The organism is Paraliobacillus zengyii (assembly GCF_003268595.1).
In the GTDB taxonomy this organism is placed as follows: Bacteria; Bacillota; Bacilli; order Bacillales; family Amphibacillaceae; genus Paraliobacillus_A; species Paraliobacillus_A zengyii.
Genome location: NZ_CP029797.1, coordinates 3,437,849 through 3,455,168 on the forward strand (window position 1 = coordinate 3,437,849; position 17,320 = coordinate 3,455,168).

General features: G+C 36.1%; 16 protein-coding genes. All 16 read right to left on the reverse strand.

The genetic code is table 11. The features are described from left to right. Positions 1 to 8: 8 nt before the first annotated feature. Positions 9 to 1,238 carry a bifunctional ornithine acetyltransferase/N-acetylglutamate synthase gene (argJ, locus tag DM447_RS16890; protein ID WP_112182352.1) on the reverse strand — a complete coding sequence of 410 codons (1,230 nt, stop codon included), beginning with the start codon at positions 1,236 to 1,238 and terminating at the stop codon, positions 9 to 11. A 14-nt stretch (positions 1,239 to 1,252) separates the two neighbouring features. Next, complete coding sequence (gene argC, locus DM447_RS16895) at positions 1,253 to 2,290, reverse strand: N-acetyl-gamma-glutamyl-phosphate reductase (protein ID WP_112182353.1); 1,038 nt, start codon at positions 2,288 to 2,290, stop codon at positions 1,253 to 1,255. Positions 2,291 to 3,168: 878 nt separating this feature from the next. Continuing rightward, positions 3,169 to 4,104, reverse strand: a complete 936-nt coding sequence (locus DM447_RS16900; RefSeq protein ID WP_112182354.1) for a fumarylacetoacetate hydrolase family protein — start codon at positions 4,102 to 4,104, stop codon at positions 3,169 to 3,171. Between the two features lie 157 nt (positions 4,105 to 4,261). Then, complete coding sequence (locus DM447_RS16905; protein WP_112182355.1) at positions 4,262 to 6,196, reverse strand: BglG family transcription antiterminator; 1,935 nt, start codon at positions 6,194 to 6,196, stop codon at positions 4,262 to 4,264. A gap of 103 nt (positions 6,197 to 6,299) precedes the next feature. Next, the gene (locus tag DM447_RS16910) at positions 6,300 to 7,688 is read right to left on the reverse strand and encodes a glycoside hydrolase family 1 protein (RefSeq protein ID WP_112182356.1); all 1,389 of its coding nucleotides are present in this window, start codon (positions 7,686 to 7,688) and stop codon (positions 6,300 to 6,302) included. 18 nt (positions 7,689 to 7,706) lie between these two features. Continuing rightward, a complete protein-coding gene (locus DM447_RS16915) occupies positions 7,707 to 8,015 on the reverse strand; it encodes a PTS sugar transporter subunit IIA (protein ID WP_112182357.1) in 309 nt (102 codons plus the stop codon). Positions 8,016 to 8,121: 106 nt separating this feature from the next. Further along, positions 8,122 to 9,405: a PTS cellobiose transporter subunit IIC gene (gene celB, locus DM447_RS16920; RefSeq protein WP_112182358.1), complete on the reverse strand. Its 1,284-nt coding sequence runs from the start codon at positions 9,403 to 9,405 to the stop codon at positions 8,122 to 8,124. A gap of 86 nt (positions 9,406 to 9,491) precedes the next feature. Next, entirely contained in the window at positions 9,492 to 9,800 is a 309-nt protein-coding gene (locus DM447_RS16925) for a PTS sugar transporter subunit IIB (RefSeq protein WP_112182359.1), read from the reverse strand. A 783-nt stretch (positions 9,801 to 10,583) separates the two neighbouring features. Then, on the reverse strand, positions 10,584 to 11,483 hold the full coding sequence (locus tag DM447_RS16930; RefSeq protein WP_112182782.1) for an AEC family transporter: 900 nt from the start codon (positions 11,481 to 11,483) through the stop codon (positions 10,584 to 10,586). 14 nt (positions 11,484 to 11,497) lie between these two features. Next, positions 11,498 to 11,938: a threonine/serine exporter family protein gene (locus DM447_RS16935; RefSeq protein ID WP_112182360.1), complete on the reverse strand. Its 441-nt coding sequence runs from the start codon at positions 11,936 to 11,938 to the stop codon at positions 11,498 to 11,500. A gap of 25 nt (positions 11,939 to 11,963) precedes the next feature. Continuing rightward, positions 11,964 to 12,704: a threonine/serine exporter family protein gene (locus DM447_RS16940; protein WP_198663123.1), complete on the reverse strand. Its 741-nt coding sequence runs from the start codon at positions 12,702 to 12,704 to the stop codon at positions 11,964 to 11,966. A gap of 33 nt (positions 12,705 to 12,737) precedes the next feature. Continuing rightward, on the reverse strand, positions 12,738 to 13,889 hold the full coding sequence (locus tag DM447_RS16945; protein WP_112182362.1) for an MFS transporter: 1,152 nt from the start codon (positions 13,887 to 13,889) through the stop codon (positions 12,738 to 12,740). Between the two features lie 180 nt (positions 13,890 to 14,069). Beyond that, positions 14,070 to 14,897: an ABC transporter permease gene (locus DM447_RS16950; RefSeq protein WP_112182363.1), complete on the reverse strand. Its 828-nt coding sequence runs from the start codon at positions 14,895 to 14,897 to the stop codon at positions 14,070 to 14,072. A gap of 1 nt (position 14,898) precedes the next feature. After that, positions 14,899 to 15,873, reverse strand: coding sequence for an ATP-binding cassette domain-containing protein (locus DM447_RS16955; protein WP_112182364.1), 975 nt, complete (start codon positions 15,871 to 15,873; stop codon positions 14,899 to 14,901). Between the two features lie 7 nt (positions 15,874 to 15,880). Continuing rightward, positions 15,881 to 16,333 carry a MarR family winged helix-turn-helix transcriptional regulator gene (locus DM447_RS16960; RefSeq protein WP_112182365.1) on the reverse strand — a complete coding sequence of 151 codons (453 nt, stop codon included), beginning with the start codon at positions 16,331 to 16,333 and terminating at the stop codon, positions 15,881 to 15,883. A 240-nt stretch (positions 16,334 to 16,573) separates the two neighbouring features. After that, positions 16,574 to 17,266, reverse strand: coding sequence for a CAP domain-containing protein (locus tag DM447_RS16965; protein ID WP_232824069.1), 693 nt, complete (start codon positions 17,264 to 17,266; stop codon positions 16,574 to 16,576). Positions 17,267 to 17,320 lie beyond the last annotated feature (54 nt).

A 17,320-nucleotide genomic window follows, 5' to 3' on the forward strand; every position in this document is an offset into this window, starting at 1 on the left:
CCATCCCCTTATGTGCGATAGGAAGCATTAATTCTGACATATTCATAAGAAAGGTCACAACCCCAAGCAGTGGCATTACCTTTCCCATCACCAACACTAGCATGAATTGTTACAGTGTCCTGCATTAAATACTGCTTTGCTTCTGTTTCATCAAACGGTAAGGGCATTCCGTTTTTAACCACTTCAATCTTACCTAGTGCAACACAAACATCATCGGGATCTAACATTTCTCCACTATACCCAATTGCAGTAATCACACGTCCCCAATTCGCATCAGCACCATGAATAGCAGTTTTAACTAGATTAGATGAGATTATCGTTTTACTAATTGCTTGCGCAGCCTTCTCAGTATTGGCACCTGTGACTTGTACCTCAATTAATTTGCTAGCGCCTTCTCCGTCTCTAGCAATCTCTTTTGCAAGTGACTGACAAACAAAATGAAGCCCCTCAAGAAAGACATTCCACTCTGGATGTTCTGGATTCAATGTTTGATTATCTGCCATTCCATTGGCTAACACTAGCACCATATCATTCGTACTTGTATCACCATCAACCGTAATCATATTAAATGACTGATTCGTCAACTGTCTTAATCCGTCTTGTAATGCCTCATATTCAACGTCTGCATCTGTAGTAATAAAACTTAACATCGTCGCCATATTTGGGTGAATCATTCCCGATCCTTTAGCAGCTCCGCCAATTGTCACCTTTTTTCCGTTTATATCAAATTGAATCGCGATTCCTTTTTCTTTTGTATCTGTAGTCAGAATGGCATTTTCAAAACGGTTACTGTCTAAGTTTTTTTCCTCATCTATTTGTTTGATTCCATTCCGAATTGCATCCATTGGTAGGAAATCGCCAATAAGACCTGTCGAAGCAACAGCAGCGTGTTGAACAGGAATTTTTACTTTTTCAGCGAATAGTTTTCTCATCTCATAAGCATCAGCTAAGCCTTGCTTCCCTGTACAAGCGTTGGCAATACCAGAGTTAACAATTATTCCTTGTAACATGTGGTCCGTAGCGATACTTTCTTGGGTAACTTTTAATGGCGCAGCTTGAAAAAGATTCGTTGTATACACGCCTGCTGTTTGTGCAGCCTTCTCTGAGTACACCCAACCAAGATCGAGTTTCTTCTTACGAATACCACAGTGTAAGCCACCAGCAGTAAATCCTATCGGTGATGCAATATTACCGTTTGTAAGTAAATTAAACTTTTCTATTGTACTAATCTGATGCATTTTCCGTTCCCTCCTTATGGATAAATAGGGGGATAATCTAATCCCGATATTTCTTTCCAGCCATTGATGATGTTCATGTTTTGAATTGCTTGCCCTGCTGCACCTTTAACTAAATTATCAATTACCGAGACTATCGTTAGCTTTCCTGTTCGTTTATCTACGTGTAAGCCAATATCACAATAGTTACTTCCATAGACTTCCTTCGTTGTTGGAAGTACCCCTTCAGCTCGTACTCGTACAAAAGGATGATCTTTATAAAAGGTTTCATATAATTGTTGCACGTTCTCTTGGTCAATTGACCCTGATAGATTTGCATAAATCGTTGTCATGATCCCTCTCGTCATTGGTACGATATGTGGTGTAAATGTAACTTGCACTGCCTCATTTGCTTCCAGTCCTAATACTTGCTCCATTTCTGGAATATGCTTATGTGCTCCTAATTTATATGCTTTAATATTTTCATTCATTTCTGAAAAATGAACATTTAACGACAGGCCCCTACCTGCACCAGATACACCTGTTTTACCGTCGATTATAATACTGTTTGGCTCTATCCACCCTTTTTGAATGGCTGGAATTAAGCCTAAAAGTGTTGCTGTTGGATAACAACCCGGATTTGCAATTAGCTTTGTTTTTTTTATTTCTTCTTTATATATTTCACTAAGACCGTAAGTCGCTTGTGCTAAGTATTTTGCGTTCGCTGCTGGTGCTTCATACCACTTTTCATAATCTTCAGATGATTTCAAACGAAAATCTCCAGATAGATCAATACAAGTCACATTGTGATGTAAGAATTCAGGTACAAGTTCTTTACTAATATTGGATGGTGTCGCAAAGAATACTAGATCAATAGTTTCACTTAAAGCTGGAATGTCTAGAGCTGTCATGGGTAGTTCTAGAATGTCTGTCATATGCGGGTATACTTCTGAAAAAGATGTGCCATTTTTTGAATGCGAGATAATGGTAGTTAACTCTGCATATGGATGCATTTTAAGAAAACGAGCTAGCTCGATTGCACCATATCCAGTCCCACCGATAATTGCTACTTTCACGTCATTTTTCACTCCTAATCCGAACTTGATTGTGATTAATTATTATACTTTAAAATGTATGTTTATACAATAGTTATTTCGTTATTTTTGAAATATACATGTATTTTTGAATAAATATACGCTTTTTATGCATGTTTTGAATTATGTTACTGTCTAAAAGAAAACTCTTCTCGTAAAATTTAGACGGAGTAATAGATAGCAACTGTGACGGAGTTAGACTTGATTACCCGCTACGCTCCACAAGTAAAATGGGCTCGCTTTCCGTGGACACGGCTTCAGCTAATTCGGATAAGCAAAGACCGCTTTCCGAGTGGATCTTCAGCCCGTGGGATTGCGATTACTCATCCCATCGAAAACATTTGCTGTTCCCACAGGAGTCTCGCCCATTTCACTTGCTCCGCTGGATAGGCAATAACTGATACATCGTCTACTGTTCAGTATTTTTAATTGTGCTTATGACAATAGTTGTTCACGTTATGCTAATTGATTGTAGCGTAGGACAGTCGACTCCTGCGGGAAAAGCAACAGCTGAAAATCCCCCAGGAAGTGCTTTTTGCTTCCGAGGAAGTTGAAGCGTTGGGTCTGCGATTACTCGACCCATCGAAAAGACTTGCCCGCGGAAAGCGACTGACCGAAGCGAAAATCAACATGGCGGTTTATATCGCAGTTGATGAAAATTACGGTATAGGTTAGGGTGATTTCTCTTTCTTTGTTTATATTCTTTCATCAATGTAAATTTGATTTATTGATTATAATTAGTCACAAAAAAACACCCCGAAAGTCAGGCTTTTACTCTAACTTTTGGGGTGTTGTACGGTTCATACCACTTATAGTGTATGTCGTTTGTATTTTAGGTGTTCATTGCCTAGCACTTTATACTACATCTTATTAATAACTTTGTTTTCGAGTATACCTATTCCTTCAATTTCTAATGTAACCACATCATTCGGTTGTAGAAATTGTGGTGGATTTTGGGCAAAACCAACACCATCTGGTGTGCCTGTTAAAATAATATCTCCTGGCGACAATGTAATTAATTTTGAAATAAACGAAATGAGATATGGAACACTAAAGATAAGCTCCTTCGTGTTGGAGGCTTGACGAACCTCTCCGTTAACTCGGGATGTGATGGAAAGGCAAGACGGATCTATCAATTCATCCGTTGTGACAAGCCACGGTCCAATTGGTGTGCTTCGGTCTAATGATTTTCCTTGTAGCCATTGAGGTGTGCGCTTTTGCAAGTCACGCGCAGAAATATCGTTACCAATCGTATAACCGGCGACATAGTCGAGCGCATTACTCTCTTCAACTTCTTTTGCTTCTTTTCCTATCACCACAGCCAACTCTACTTCATAGTCAAGCTGTTCTGTTGCGGGTGATTTTTCAATTGCATCTTCAGGTCCAATTAACGCATTGGCAAACTTGGCAAATAAAACTGGATAGTCTGGTATATTACTTTTCATTTCGACGACATGATCTCTATAATTTGTTCCAATACAAATGATTTTAGATGGAGTTTGAACAGGAGAACCTATTACAACTTGTTCTTTTGAAAAATTCTCAACAGCTATTTTTTGGTCTATAACAAAAGTAACAGCATCCTTGGCACGATCAAACGCTAATTTTCCTAGTTTAAAAAATTCAGATGGATCAGAAGGTAATAACGTTTCAGCTATATAAGCTTTATCTATTTGTTCCGTATGTACCAACATTTTTAAGTAAGCCCGCTGCAAATCAATAATATAATCTCCTTGGACAAATCCAGTTCTAAAAGGTGCTAGTGTATTTTTTACTTGATACGTTACAAATTTCATCGTTCAATTCCCTCCTATACATTTTTACTTATTGTATCATTACTTTAAATTTTAGTGTGTACCTAATGATTAACACTTCTTTCAATCAACTATTGAATTTTCACACCGAAAATAAAAAAGATAGGCAGTTTTTTATGACTGCCTATCCAAACGTAAGTTATTTAATTAGCGTTCTTATAAATTCTTGATAGTTTTCACACTTAATTAACTGTTGAATTAAATGTGAATTGTCTACCATTTTCCCAAGCATTTCATACATGTTCTGCAAATCCTTTTGGCTGTCCTTTTCTACATTTAATAAGCAGATAAATTGTACGCGTTTTTCCGCCCAATCAATTGGCTTTTCTAATGTACAGATAGTAAGAAATGTACTATTCGTTTGAGCCGTGACAGGATGCGGAATTGCTACTAAATTTCCATATGCTGTTGGAGCGACTTTTTCACGTTCATAGACAAGATTAAGATAATTAGCAGGTATTAATTTCTTTTCTTCTAATTTATCTACTAAAAAATGAAGTACCTCATCTTTCGTCTGAAACGACTGGTGTAAGAATAATAAATCTTGTTTAATATACTCAAACACACTACTTGTATTATCAATTACAAAGGTCTCTATTTTGTCTAAATCTTTATCACTTAATATTGTGTTTACTTCTATTACTGGCACTGAGACTTTCTCTGTAATCGGTACGGAACTTACAATAAAATCGATTTCTTCAAATGGTATCTGTTGTAATTTGTAAAACTCGGTAGTTCCAATAACATCTAACTTGGAACCAAACTTTGATTTTAATTTGTATTTCAGTAACTGTGCGCTGCCTAAACCAGAAGCGCAAACGATTATACAGCGTTTCGGTCCAGTTTGTAATTTACTTCGCTCTATGGCCGCCCCGATATGCAAGGCAATGTAACCAATTTCGTTCTCATCAATGGTAACTGCCATTTCTTCTTCTAATACCATGCCTGCAACAATTCCTGCTTCAAATGCTAACGGATAGTTTGTCTTAATATCATCAATCATTGGATTTCGGACATTCATTCCATACTTATAACGATTAATTGCAGGCTTCAAATGTAAACCAAGACCAATGATCAATTCTCGATCATGCCGAATACCTAAGTGAAGTTTGGATTCAATTGAATTTAAAGCAAGCATTGTCATTCGGTAAATATTATCTTCCATCACTAGACCTATCTCTTGCTCACTCATGTTTGTTTGACTGACCATCTTAGTACCTAATAAATGAATGGCAATATAGGCGATTTCTTCTTGTGGAAAAGTAACACTCAAAATTCCTTCCGTTTTCAAAACAATTTTTTTAGCAACTTCGTACTCTTTTTGATCAATAATTTCATTTAGCTCTTTCTTAAATAGTGAGACATGATGTCCACTCTTAATACGCTTATATGCTATTGCAATATGAATAAATAAATTGTTTATTGCAATGTCAGATAATGTAATACCATTTTCTTTAATTTGATTTATAATAATGGACCAAATAGCATCAAGATTTTCTTGATTTGTGATGGAAGACAACTGATCTTGCCATATGGATTTCGCAACGCTTGCACTTCTATCAAATACATACTCTGACATCGCAAAACGTAACTTTACCTCACTACCAATCACCTTCATACCATAATTCGGTCGTTTATCTAAATGTATCGAATAATTTTCTAGTACCTTTTTGACTTGGCGCACATCATTTTGAATCGTTGATTTACTAATATGCATTTCATCACAGAGTTCATCTAGTTTTAAATAACCTTCCGCTAATAAAAAACGTCTGATTAAATACTTTATCCTTTCATCAGGTGAATCCGGTACAACAGCATCTTCACCTTTTTCTTCATCTAAGAATTGCTGTAAGTATGACCGAAAACGTTGATCGTCTTCTATATCCAACTGATATCCCGTTCCACGAATCGAATGAATTTTCGCACCATTAGACTCCAACAAGCGACCAAGTGCTTTTATATCATCACGTACTGTACGAGAAGTAACATTAATAATATTAGCAAGATACTCACTCGTAACTGCTTCTTCTGAAGCCATTAATTCACGCAAAATTTGAATAATCCGGGAGTGCAATCTATCATCCCCTTTATACTTCCTATCCCTTTACCTAACTCTATCTATTATAATTGATAGTTAGTTAGAAAAGCGTAGCAAATAACACTTGCTACGCTTTTATTTATCCATTAAAACCGTTATTTTTGGAAGCTTCAGCAAACCATGTAGCACTTTTCTTCGCTGTTCGTTCTTTTGTTTCTATATCAACTGAGAAAAAGCCGTAACGATTTTTATATGCGTTCATCCAAGACCAGTTGTCCATGAATGTCCACAAATGGTATCCTTTTGCATTACAACCTTCTTCAATAGCTTTATGAACCCATTTAAGATGTCCTTTAATAAAATCAATACGATAATCATCTTCGATTCTGCCATTTTTTAAAAAACGTTCTTCATTTTGAACACCCATACCATTTTCAGATATAAATGACTCAATATTTCCGTAATTATCTTTTAAATTAACCATAATATCATAAACACCTTTTTCGTAAATTTCCCATCCACGATATGGGTTCATTTTACGACCAGGCATTTCATAATTATCAAAAAACCAATCAGGCATAAATGGACTATATGGATTCGGCAAAGTTTCCTTCGCTTTCACACGACGCGGTTGGTAATAATTCACACCAAGAATATCAACAATATTCTCTTTTAATAATGTTTTATCGCCAGCTTGTGTATTAGGCAATTGTCCATGCTCTTCTAATAATGAAATTAAATCAGCTGGAAACTCACCTTTAACAGCTGGATCTAAAAAACTACGATTAAAAAACAAATCACAAACATGCGAAGCTTTTAAATCTGCAGGGTTCTGGCTACGTGGGTATGATGGTGTTAAATTTAAAATAATTCCAATTTTCCCATCATGTGATGCATGATAAACCTTTACTGCTTTTGCATGTGCAATCATCGTATTGTAGGCAACTTGTACAGCTTTTTTTGCATCTACAATATTCGGATAATGAAAGTCATATAAATAGCCACCTTCAACAGGAACAATTGGTTCATTGAATGTAAACCATTTTTTCACACGATCTCCAAACAGAGCAAAACTTTGGCGTGCATATTCTACAAATGCATCAACAACTTCACGGTTTTCCCATCCACCTTTTTCCTGTAACTCAAGTGGCATGTCAAAATGAAATAAATTAACAAAAGGTTCGATATCATTAGCAAGAAATTCATCAATGACGTTATTATAAAAGTTTACCGCTTCTTGATTGACGTGACCTTCACCACCTGGGATTAAGCGTGCCCATGAAATAGACATACGGAAAGTATTATGACCAATCTCTTTCATATTTTGAATGTCTTCTTTATATCGATGATAAAAATCAGATGTTGTTTCTGGTCCTACACCTTCAAAAAAACGATTTGGTTCTATTTCATACCAATGATCCCAAATGTTTTTTCCTTTTCCACCTTCTTTATCAGCGCCTTCTGTTTGGGTAGCGGATGCGGCACTCCCCCACCAAAAACCTTCTGGAAACTTATATTCTACTGCCATGGTTGCTTACCCCCTTTCTTATTTACTTCGATATATTTCAATAATTTCAATAGCAAGATCTCTTACTGTCATAGCTGTCATTAAATGGTCTTGTGAATGAACTAAGATAACATTGACAGATTGTCCTTCTCCACTAGCTTCTGCTTGTAATAATTTCGTTTGAAACTCATGTGCTTTTCCTAATTCTTCACCTGCTTCTTCTATTTTTTTATCAGCAGCCTCAAAATTTCCATCCTTTGCTTCATGAATACCTTCCATCGCACTTGACTTTCCGTTTCCTGCATAAAGAATTATTTGAAAAGCAATTTCAGTAATCGTATTATCCATTGTCACTGTCACCCCTATTTTAATTTTCTAATGAAAAGGAAATACGCATTCCTTCTCTATAAATACGAAAGAAATACGCATTATCCTTTTTACTTATCTGTTTGTTTTATGCTGCTTCATCTTTTTCATTTTGGTAATATTGTTTATCCATTATTTTCAAGAAAGGGAACCAAATTACGAATACAATTGCAATGTTAACTAGTTGTAGTACCGCACCCATGATATGATTACCAGTTGCCAGGAAACCACTTAATACAGCTGGTGTTGTCCACGGAACAATGACCCCGGCTGGTTTTGGTACAATACCTGTTGCCATTGAAAAGTATGTTACTAACGCTACAATTACTGGCGCTAATAACCACGGAATAATAACTAGTGGATTCATAATAATTGGTAAACCAAAGATAATTGGTTCATTCACATTAAAGATACCAGCTGGCGCACCTAACTTACCTAATTCTCTCATTTGGCGACTTTTCCCAATTATAAATATCCCTATAATTACCGCAAGCGTCATACCAGAACCACCAATACCTACAATAAAGGTATCAATAAACTGTTTTGTTACGATATTCGGAAGTTCCTCACCTGCTTGAAATGCTTGTAAATTTTGGTCATTCAATGCATACCAAATTGGATCAAATACGGAGTTGACGATAATTTGACCATGTAAACCAAAGAACCAAAATACTTGAATCAATAAGACTGCAATAATTGTTGCTGGTAACCCACTACCTAATACAGTCAATGGTTCTTGAATTAGTGTGTAGATAAAATTTTGTACTGTTTCAAATGGTGTATAACTGAAAATAATTCGGACTACTAAAAATACAGTTAGTGTCAATGCTATTGGAATAAGTGCACTAAACGAACGAGCTACAGCGGCAGGAACACCATCTGGCATTTTTATTGTCCAATCTCTCTTAACAATAGCTTGATAGATTTCTGCAGCAAAAAACGCAGTAAAAATACCTAAGAACATTCCTTCTGCTCCCAAAATTGAGGTTGGTATTACACCAGAAACCTCATCTAAAACTTGTGGTGTCAAAATTAAGAATGCAGCTAAGGCAACTACTCCACCATAAATTGACTCTCCACCTCTTTGCTCTACCATCTTATACCCTATACCTATGATAACAAAGAGACCCATAATACTTAAAGTTGCTGCTGATGCGGGACCTAAGGTATCTTGATAGGTTGCGTATGCATCTTCACTTATCCACTGATCTAAAAACGGAAAGTTAGCGATTACAACAAAGATTGAACCGAAAATGATTAATGGTAAAGCTACCATAAAACCATTACGTAGTGCGGTTAAATAACGGTTGTTATTCAGTTTATCCGCAACTGGCATAAGAACATTTTCTAATACCTCCATAAATCTGTTCATAAATTTTTCCTCCTTTATTTAATTTTCTGTTCAAAGATCAATTTATTTTTCGATTTTTTTATGACCTTTAAACAAATTTTTGATTCTTACTCGCCAATTAACTCTAACGCTTTATCTAAAACTGCTTTGCCATCAACACGGCCATATGCCATTGGATCGATAACATCTAGCGGTATTCCAACTTCTTCAGCTGTAACTGCAAATTTCTTCTTCATAAAACGCATTTGTGGTCCAATCAAAAGGACATCCGCACGTTTCATTTCACTTGGTGCTTTATCTTGTGCTACTGCCCAAATCTCAGTTTCAATTCCTCTTGTTTTTGCTTCTTCCTCCATCTTTGTAACCAAGAGGCTAGTAGACATACCTGCTGAACATGCTAGTAGTATTCTTTTCATCTTTATGTCCTCCTTTAAAAGGTAAGTTATTTTGTTCTTAAACTTATTATATTTTACAAGCGCTTTCATCACCACATATTGTTTTTCCGCATCAAAACGGAAATGGTTAATATTACTGCTCCAACACAACATTTCCTTAAGTCGGAATTACCATTAACTGCCGTAAAGTTCTAGTCTTACTCGCTACGTCAGCAAATGCTTTCCCTTTCCACGGGCACGGCCTCAGCTAACTTAGTAAAGCAAAGAACGCTTTACTAAGTGGATCTTCGGCTCGCGCTATTCCCGTAGGAGTGTCAAGCATTTGCTTCCTTTGCTAGTGGATCTAATTTTAAGCGTAAGACACAAAATCAATCGAAACATTTTCAAGAGACTAATGATTAATGTGTTTATTTGTAGTTCATAAAATGTGTAAAGACAAAACTAGCGGATCAAGTGAAATGGGCGACACTCCTGCAGGAACAGCGAATGTTTTTGATGGGATGAGTAATCGCAATCCCACGGGCTGAAGATCCACTCGGAAGCGTACTTTCTTCCGAGTTAGCTGAAGCCGTGCCTGCGGAAAGGGAGTCCATTTCGCTTGAGGAGCGGGGCATAAATTCTATTGTATTGCAATTTATATAAAGAATGTTACGTCGCAGTTTCTCTAAAGTTCGTAGGATGAATCGATAGGAGTACGAAGTCAACTTCAGCTTTAGATTGTGAGACTTCTTAGTTTATTTGCCAATTTCACTATGTGAAGATTGAGTAAATAGCAAAAAAAGCACCTCCTCTGAGCGTGCTTTTTCATAATATAATAGCTAATATAATTGGTAATGTAACGATACTAAGTAAGGTGCTAATTAAAGTAGCGCTGGAAACAAAGTCTGGTTTTGCATTGAATTGTACCGCGTACATTGTCGTATTCGCTGCAGTTGGCATTGCAGCCATCAATATCATTATTTGCTTCACAACATCATCTACAGGCATAAATAGTGTAATAACATATGCAATTAGTGGTGCAATAGCTAATCGAATGACTAACGCGACTGACAATTTCCCTACTTCTAATTTTTTTAATGAAATGGTAGCCAGTTGCATTCCCAAGACAATCATGATAATTGGAATTGCTGCAGCTGCAACCATATCAACTACAGTTTCAACTTGAGCTGGGATTGTCAGATGTAATGTATTTAAAGCCATACCTAATAAAGATCCATATACAATCGGCACTTTAATGACTTCTTTTAAAGGAGATAATTCTCGCTCCCCTTGACTTCCTTGTGCCGCAACATAAATACCGATCGTACACATAATTAACTGTTGTAGTACCATTAAAATAACAGCATAATGAAAGCCTTCCTGGCCAAAGACCAGTAAAACTAACGGCGTACCATAATTACCATTATTCATAAATGAACTAGCTAAAATAAAACCACTAGTATTTTGTTTATCCCACTTTTTAAAATAACCAATAAGATAACATATTGAAATACACGCTACACAAAGTACAAGCAAGTATATACTTAAATATAAATAATCGATGTTGATCGGATTTTGATAAAAAGTCTGAAATGCTAAAAAGGGAGATAAAATATATATTGCCATCGTTGAGATGGACTTTACTTCCATTTTTAATAACTTCATTCCAATAAATCCAAGTCCAAAAACACCGAAAATAGGAAGTAACACGCTGAAAAATCCCATCTGAATCACCAAACCTACTGTATTTTTTTCCATTTTGCTTTGCGAATCATTTGATTAATAATTTCCGAAAAAACTAGACCAATGGCAATAGCACCAGATATTAAAAATGCCTTTGCTGCTAGTTGTATTGCCATATTGTAATCATTCACCACAAAATTTCGCATGGCATCATAAGCTAAACCACCAGGTACCAATGGTATTATTCCAGATACTGTAAATATAATGATTGGAGTCTTATAAAACTTTGCACATAATTGACTTAACACAGCAACTAAGATAGAAGCTGCAACAGTTGCTACGACTGCATCAATACCATTAACTGTACATATTGTATAAACAAACCAACCTAACATACCCACTAACCCACATTGTATTAACCTGTTTTTCGGTGCATTAAAAATGACAGAAAAAGCTGCGGCCGCTATAAAACTAGTTACTAACTGCTCAATAATCATAGCGATCCCTTCTTTCTTTTCATTCTTAAACGATTAAGAAGACAACAGCGACACCAGCACCTATTGCAAAGGCCGTTAAAAATGCCTCTGCACTTTTCGATAAACCAGAAACCAAGTGACCTGCCATTAAATCACGAACCGCATTTGTAATTAATAAACCAGGTACCATTGGCATCACAGATCCAATAATAATTTTGTCTAATTCTATTCCGAACTCCATATAGATAAAGAAGTAGGAGAAGAATCCGATTAATAAGGATGCTAAAAACTCCGCAAAAAAGCGAATCTCAACAACACGATGAAAATAAATCATTGCTGAAAAACCAGTTCCTCCTACAATAAGTGCCGGTATAAAATCAATCCATTGTCCATTAAACATAATCGTAAAGCAACCACTAGCGAGAGCAGCCGCTACTATTTGCAGGTAAATTGGATAGGCGTGTGTCTGTTTCTCAATCACTTTTAACGCTGCACCAGCCTCTTCTAAGGAAAGCGCACCATTTGAGATATTTCGTGAAATACTATTAACTAGTGTAACTTTATTCAAATCTGTTGATCTTTCTACAATACGGACAAAATTTGTCGGTTCTGTTTCACTTATTGAAAACATTATACCTGTAGGTGTTACATGACTCTGGGAATTATCGATGCCAAAAGCAACTGCTATCCGCATCATTGTATCTTCTACACGATAGGTTTCGGCACCACCTTGTAGCATTAATTTCCCCGCCAGCAAACATACCTTTGTTATTTCTTTATTATGCATTTTATCTTCGCTCCACTTTTCATCCATTTATTATTATTCTTTACCATAAGGTAGGATATGATAAATCGTGATGAGGATTGTTCCTAATAAAGCCATCCAACCCATGTAAAAGTACATTGTATTCCCACCTGCTGACTCGATTAATGTACCACCACCAAGTGAACCAACAATACCAGAAAACCCAAAAAACACAGCCATAAAAAATAAGTGTCCTGTCGATTGTAATGCTTGTGGAATGAGTCTTGTTACATACTGAAAAGCCGCTAAGTAAAAAACACCAAATGACAAGCCGTGCATAAATTGCAACGCTACTACAAGAACTGGGCTATCGACTATCGCAAATAAAAACCAACGAAGTGTATAGAGTAATCCAGCCCCAATAATAAAAATAAGCGGATGGTATTTTCGAAACCAACGAGCAGCAAAAGCAAAAACTAACGCTTCACTAGCTACTCCAACGAACCAGGAAATACCAATCAAGCTCTCACTTCCACCCAACTGTGCAATGAATATACCAATATAACTATCATTTGCACGGTGTGTAATTGTAATCAAGAGAACAAGTCCTAAAAAAATAATGAATGGATAATTTTGTATAAGTCTTTTTAAATCCCGAAATTGAATTGGAGGAACTTTCACCCTAACATCTTTTAATTTGAAACAAACTAAAAGTGCCAATCCGCCCATAAATAAATACGGAGCTAGAAGGTATTTAATTCCGATCACTTCCAGCAATTCTCCAACTAATAAAGACGATGTTGCAAACCCAATGGAACCCCATGTTCGAATTGAACCAAATGAAATTCTAAGTGCATCTGCTCGTCTTTGGGAGAGACTATCAGCTAAAGCCCCAACTGGTGCAGTAAAAAAATAAAAAACGCCCGCTAATACTAATAATAATGGCAGTGTGGTCATTTGAAAGAAAATAGAACTACTTATTAATAGACCAACTAAACAGATTAATAACATTCGTTTTACGGTTTGATATTTGTCACTCATATAACCCCAAAATGGTTGGGAAAAAATAGAAACGGTCGGACCAACAGCTAACACCCAACCAATTTGTCTACCATCTAATCCTTTATATTGAAGTAATAAAGGTAAAAAACTAATGATCATTGTATTTGCACCATGAAAGCTAAACAATAACATCTTTAATGGTACAAGTGAATCCTCTTTAGCCATAAACCTCACTCCCTATCGAATTAGTTCCCATTTTGGATCTACTACTCTTTATTCTCTACCCTAGTTTACTATTATACGAGTAAATACTTTAGATGGAAAGGTAAATGAAAACATTAAGAAGAAGCCATTCAAATGAATGACTTCTCACTTCTGGACATTTTTAAAATTTGCACCTTTTTGTTATCCCTCTGATTTTGAAAACTTAAAGGTTGCCAATACAATAAACACAATACTTATTATGGACACTACAATAATTTCTTGTGAGAACGTTATGACATGGTTAAAGACTGTTAAATCTAAACCCATTGCCTCTCTAAGTGCCGGTTCCATTTTTTCTGGTTCAAGTATAATTTTTTTGAACATATCTACAGAATAGGTTAATGGATTAATTTTAACAATGAAATCCATCCACCCCGGCATCCCACTCAAAGGGAACAATGCACCTGATAAAAAGAGCATGGGGAAGATTAAAATTTGAACAACCATTTGAAATCCTTGTGATGTCTTTAAAGAACTAGCAATTAATAGGCCAATTGACGAAATTGCAAATGCCACTAAAAACATAACCGGTATAAGTTGCAATACCATGGATAAGGTTATAGATACACCAATAAACGGAACAAAAAGCAGCATCATTAGTCCTTGAAATACAGCTACCGTACTCCCACCAAGCACCTTGCCTATTGCAATCGTAACACGTGACATTGGTGAAACAAGTATTTCACGCATATAGCCGAACTCCTTATCTTGAACAACAGATAAGGAAGAAAAAATTGCAGTATTAAACACAGTCATCCCGATGATACCAGGAAACATGAATTCAACGAAATCAAAGTCTGCTAGTGGACCAGATGCATTTCCTTCCAGCATCGATGACAACGCTCCACTCATCCCGCTACCAAATAATATTAAAAACATGAAAGGCATTGCAAATGAACCGATCAATTGTGCTTTATCTCTAAAGAATTTAATAACATCCCTTTGCCAGATTGCTAAGATACCTTCCATTCTAACGTGGCCCCCTCATATTCTTTTTCATTAATTCTTTTTGTGAAACAGATTCTTCTCTTATTTCTCTGCCAGTTAAATTTAAAAACACATCATTTAATGTTGGACGTCTCAGATTTACTGTAGTAATCGGAATAGAAAAATTTCTAACAAATTCTACTAAAAAAGCACTCCCATCTTCGACTTGAAAACTTAATTTCCCTTCACCACTTTCTGTTACGTCAGTTTGATAGGTTTCTGTAATTAACCTTTTAGCTTTCCCATTATCAGCAGTAGATACTTCGATAATATCCCCACCAACGTTAGTTTTGAGTTGTTCTGGCGTATCAAGTGCTATTAATTGTCCGCCATCCATGACTGCCACACGATCACAAATTTCAGCTTCATCCATGTAATGCGTTGTTAAGAAAATGGTAATCCCTTGTTTTTCTTTCAGTTTTAAAATGTATTCCCAAATATGATTCCGTGTCTGTGGGTCAAGTCCAACTGTTGGCTCATCAAGAAATAAGACGCGTGGGTAATGCAGTAGCCCTCTAGCAATCTCTAATCGACGTTTCATTCCACCAGAAAAAGTTTCAACAATATTAGGACGTTTGTCCTCTAAGTCTACAATTTTCAGTACTTCTTTAATACGTTCTTCTCGTAATTTCTTCGGTACATTATAAAATTTACAATGCAACATTAAATTTTCATTTGCAGTTAATTTTTCATCTAAAGTTGACTCCTGAAAAATGAGGCCAATACTTTCTCGCACCTTATTTTTTTCCTTTACATTATCAAATCCATTAATTTTTGCTACACCTTCTGACGGCTTAGTAATAGTAGATAGCATATTAATTGTCGTACTTTTACCAGCACCATTTGGCCCAAGAAAACCAAATATTTCACCTTCAGCTACTTGTAAATCGAGGCCTTTAACTGCTTCAAAATCTTTGTATCGCTTTTTCAATCCTTTAACTTCAACAATATTACCCACTATTCAATCACCCTTTCTCGTTTGATTCACTCGTCTCCATCAGTTTTTTAAGTATATTAAGACCTGCTAGTATCGTTGCAAAATCTTCGTCCGTGACATCATCTACTAAATGCGCAAAAAAGCCTGTCATAGCTTTATGATGCTCATCAAATATTTCTGTCATCTGTTCTGTTGCTTTTACATATACAACGCGCTTATCAGTTTTGCTTCGATTTCGACTGATATAGTCTCTTTTTTCTAATCTATCTAAAATGCTTGATACCGTGCTATTCGCTAAACTCATTCTTTTACTAATTTCGCTGACTTTCAACCGCTTTTCTTCTGCTAGCATAAAGATAATCATCATTTGTGGTGGTGTAATAGGTTGATCTTTAAATACCTTACGCAAGCGGTGATTTAAACCTGCATTAATTTCACGAATTAGTGTAGCGATCTCTGTACCATGTTGTTCAGTTACCATCTGTTTACCAGCCTCATTAAATAAATTAATATTCGTATTCTAATATTTCGCATACGAAGTATTATAACATAAATAAATGTAAAACGTACGATAATCCTATATATATTTATAGACAAAAACTAGCGTATCAAATGAAATTGACGAGACCCTTGTAGGAAAAACGCGAGCTGAATTTCCAACGGTTTGAACTTCTAGCAAATAAAAAACAGGATTAGCATTTGCCGGTCCTGTTAAAAATCTTTATTTACCTATAAATAACTGTGTCCAATACGATCCGTTTTCTGCGTATCCTACTCCAATATGGGTAACCTTTTCATTTAATATATTCTTACGATGGCCAGGACTATTCATCCAACCTGTAACAACTTCCTCTGGTGACTTCTGACCTGAAGCAATATTTTCAGCAGCTGTTGTATAATCGACTTCAAATTGTTGCAACATTTCAAATGGCGAACCATAAGTTGGTGAAGTATGTGAAAAATAATTATTTGTTGCCATATCTTCTGATTTCTTTTGAGCCACATTTTCCACTGCATTATCAATTTCTAATTTTGCTAATCCATTTTTTTCACGTTCTTTGTTCGTTAAATTAGTCACTTCTGTTTGAAATTGGCTAGAGGATTGATTGGTTGCTTCATCTTGTTCCGTTTCTTCCGGAGTAGTTCGTATTCCTTCGTCTGTTGCCTGTTCTGGTTCTGTTGTAAAGATATTTTGCTCTTTTCCTGGAATAGGAAACTTAGGTGTACGTGTAGAGTGACGATCACTATCTCTAGACGTTTCATCTCCGCCACCAAAGCTGATTTGATCTGTTGTCATATCCGTATTTTCTGCTGGATTGCGCTCAATCTGTTCTGCCTGTTGATTTCCACAACCAGCCAAAATCACAAAACAAATTAATGTACTACCTATCATATAATTTAGCTTGTTTTTCACTTTCATCCCTCCTGGTCATACTATTTGCTGAATATCACCTTCTTATTCAGTCAA

Bases quoted from the DNA above. Each gene is read 5' to 3' on its own strand.
- DM447_RS16940 (WP_198663123.1), bottom strand. From the start codon at position 12,704: ATGCATAATAAAGAAATAACAAAGGTATGTTTGCTGGCGGGGAAATTA.
- DM447_RS16950 (WP_112182363.1), bottom strand. From the start codon at position 14,897: ATGGAAGGTATCTTAGCAATCTGGCAAAGGGATGTTATTAAATTCTTT.
- DM447_RS16930 (WP_112182782.1), bottom strand. From the start codon at position 11,483: ATGGGATTTTTCAGCGTGTTACTTCCTATTTTCGGTGTTTTTGGACTT.
- DM447_RS16910 (WP_112182356.1), bottom strand. From the start codon at position 7,688: ATGGCAGTAGAATATAAGTTTCCAGAAGGTTTTTGGTGGGGGAGTGCC.
- DM447_RS16915 (WP_112182357.1), bottom strand. From the start codon at position 8,015: ATGGATAATACGATTACTGAAATTGCTTTTCAAATAATTCTTTATGCA.
- DM447_RS16925 (WP_112182359.1), bottom strand. From the start codon at position 9,800: ATGAAAAGAATACTACTAGCATGTTCAGCAGGTATGTCTACTAGCCTC.
- DM447_RS16945 (WP_112182362.1), bottom strand. From the start codon at position 13,889: ATGGCTAAAGAGGATTCACTTGTACCATTAAAGATGTTATTGTTTAGC.
- DM447_RS16960 (WP_112182365.1), bottom strand. From the start codon at position 16,333: ATGGTAACTGAACAACATGGTACAGAGATCGCTACACTAATTCGTGAA.
- argJ (WP_112182352.1), bottom strand. From the start codon at position 1,238: ATGCATCAGATTAGTACAATAGAAAAGTTTAATTTACTTACAAACGGT.
- DM447_RS16900 (WP_112182354.1), bottom strand. From the start codon at position 4,104: ATGAAATTTGTAACGTATCAAGTAAAAAATACACTAGCACCTTTTAGA.
- celB (WP_112182358.1), bottom strand. From the start codon at position 9,405: ATGAACAGATTTATGGAGGTATTAGAAAATGTTCTTATGCCAGTTGCG.
- DM447_RS16935 (WP_112182360.1), bottom strand. From the start codon at position 11,938: ATGATTATTGAGCAGTTAGTAACTAGTTTTATAGCGGCCGCAGCTTTT.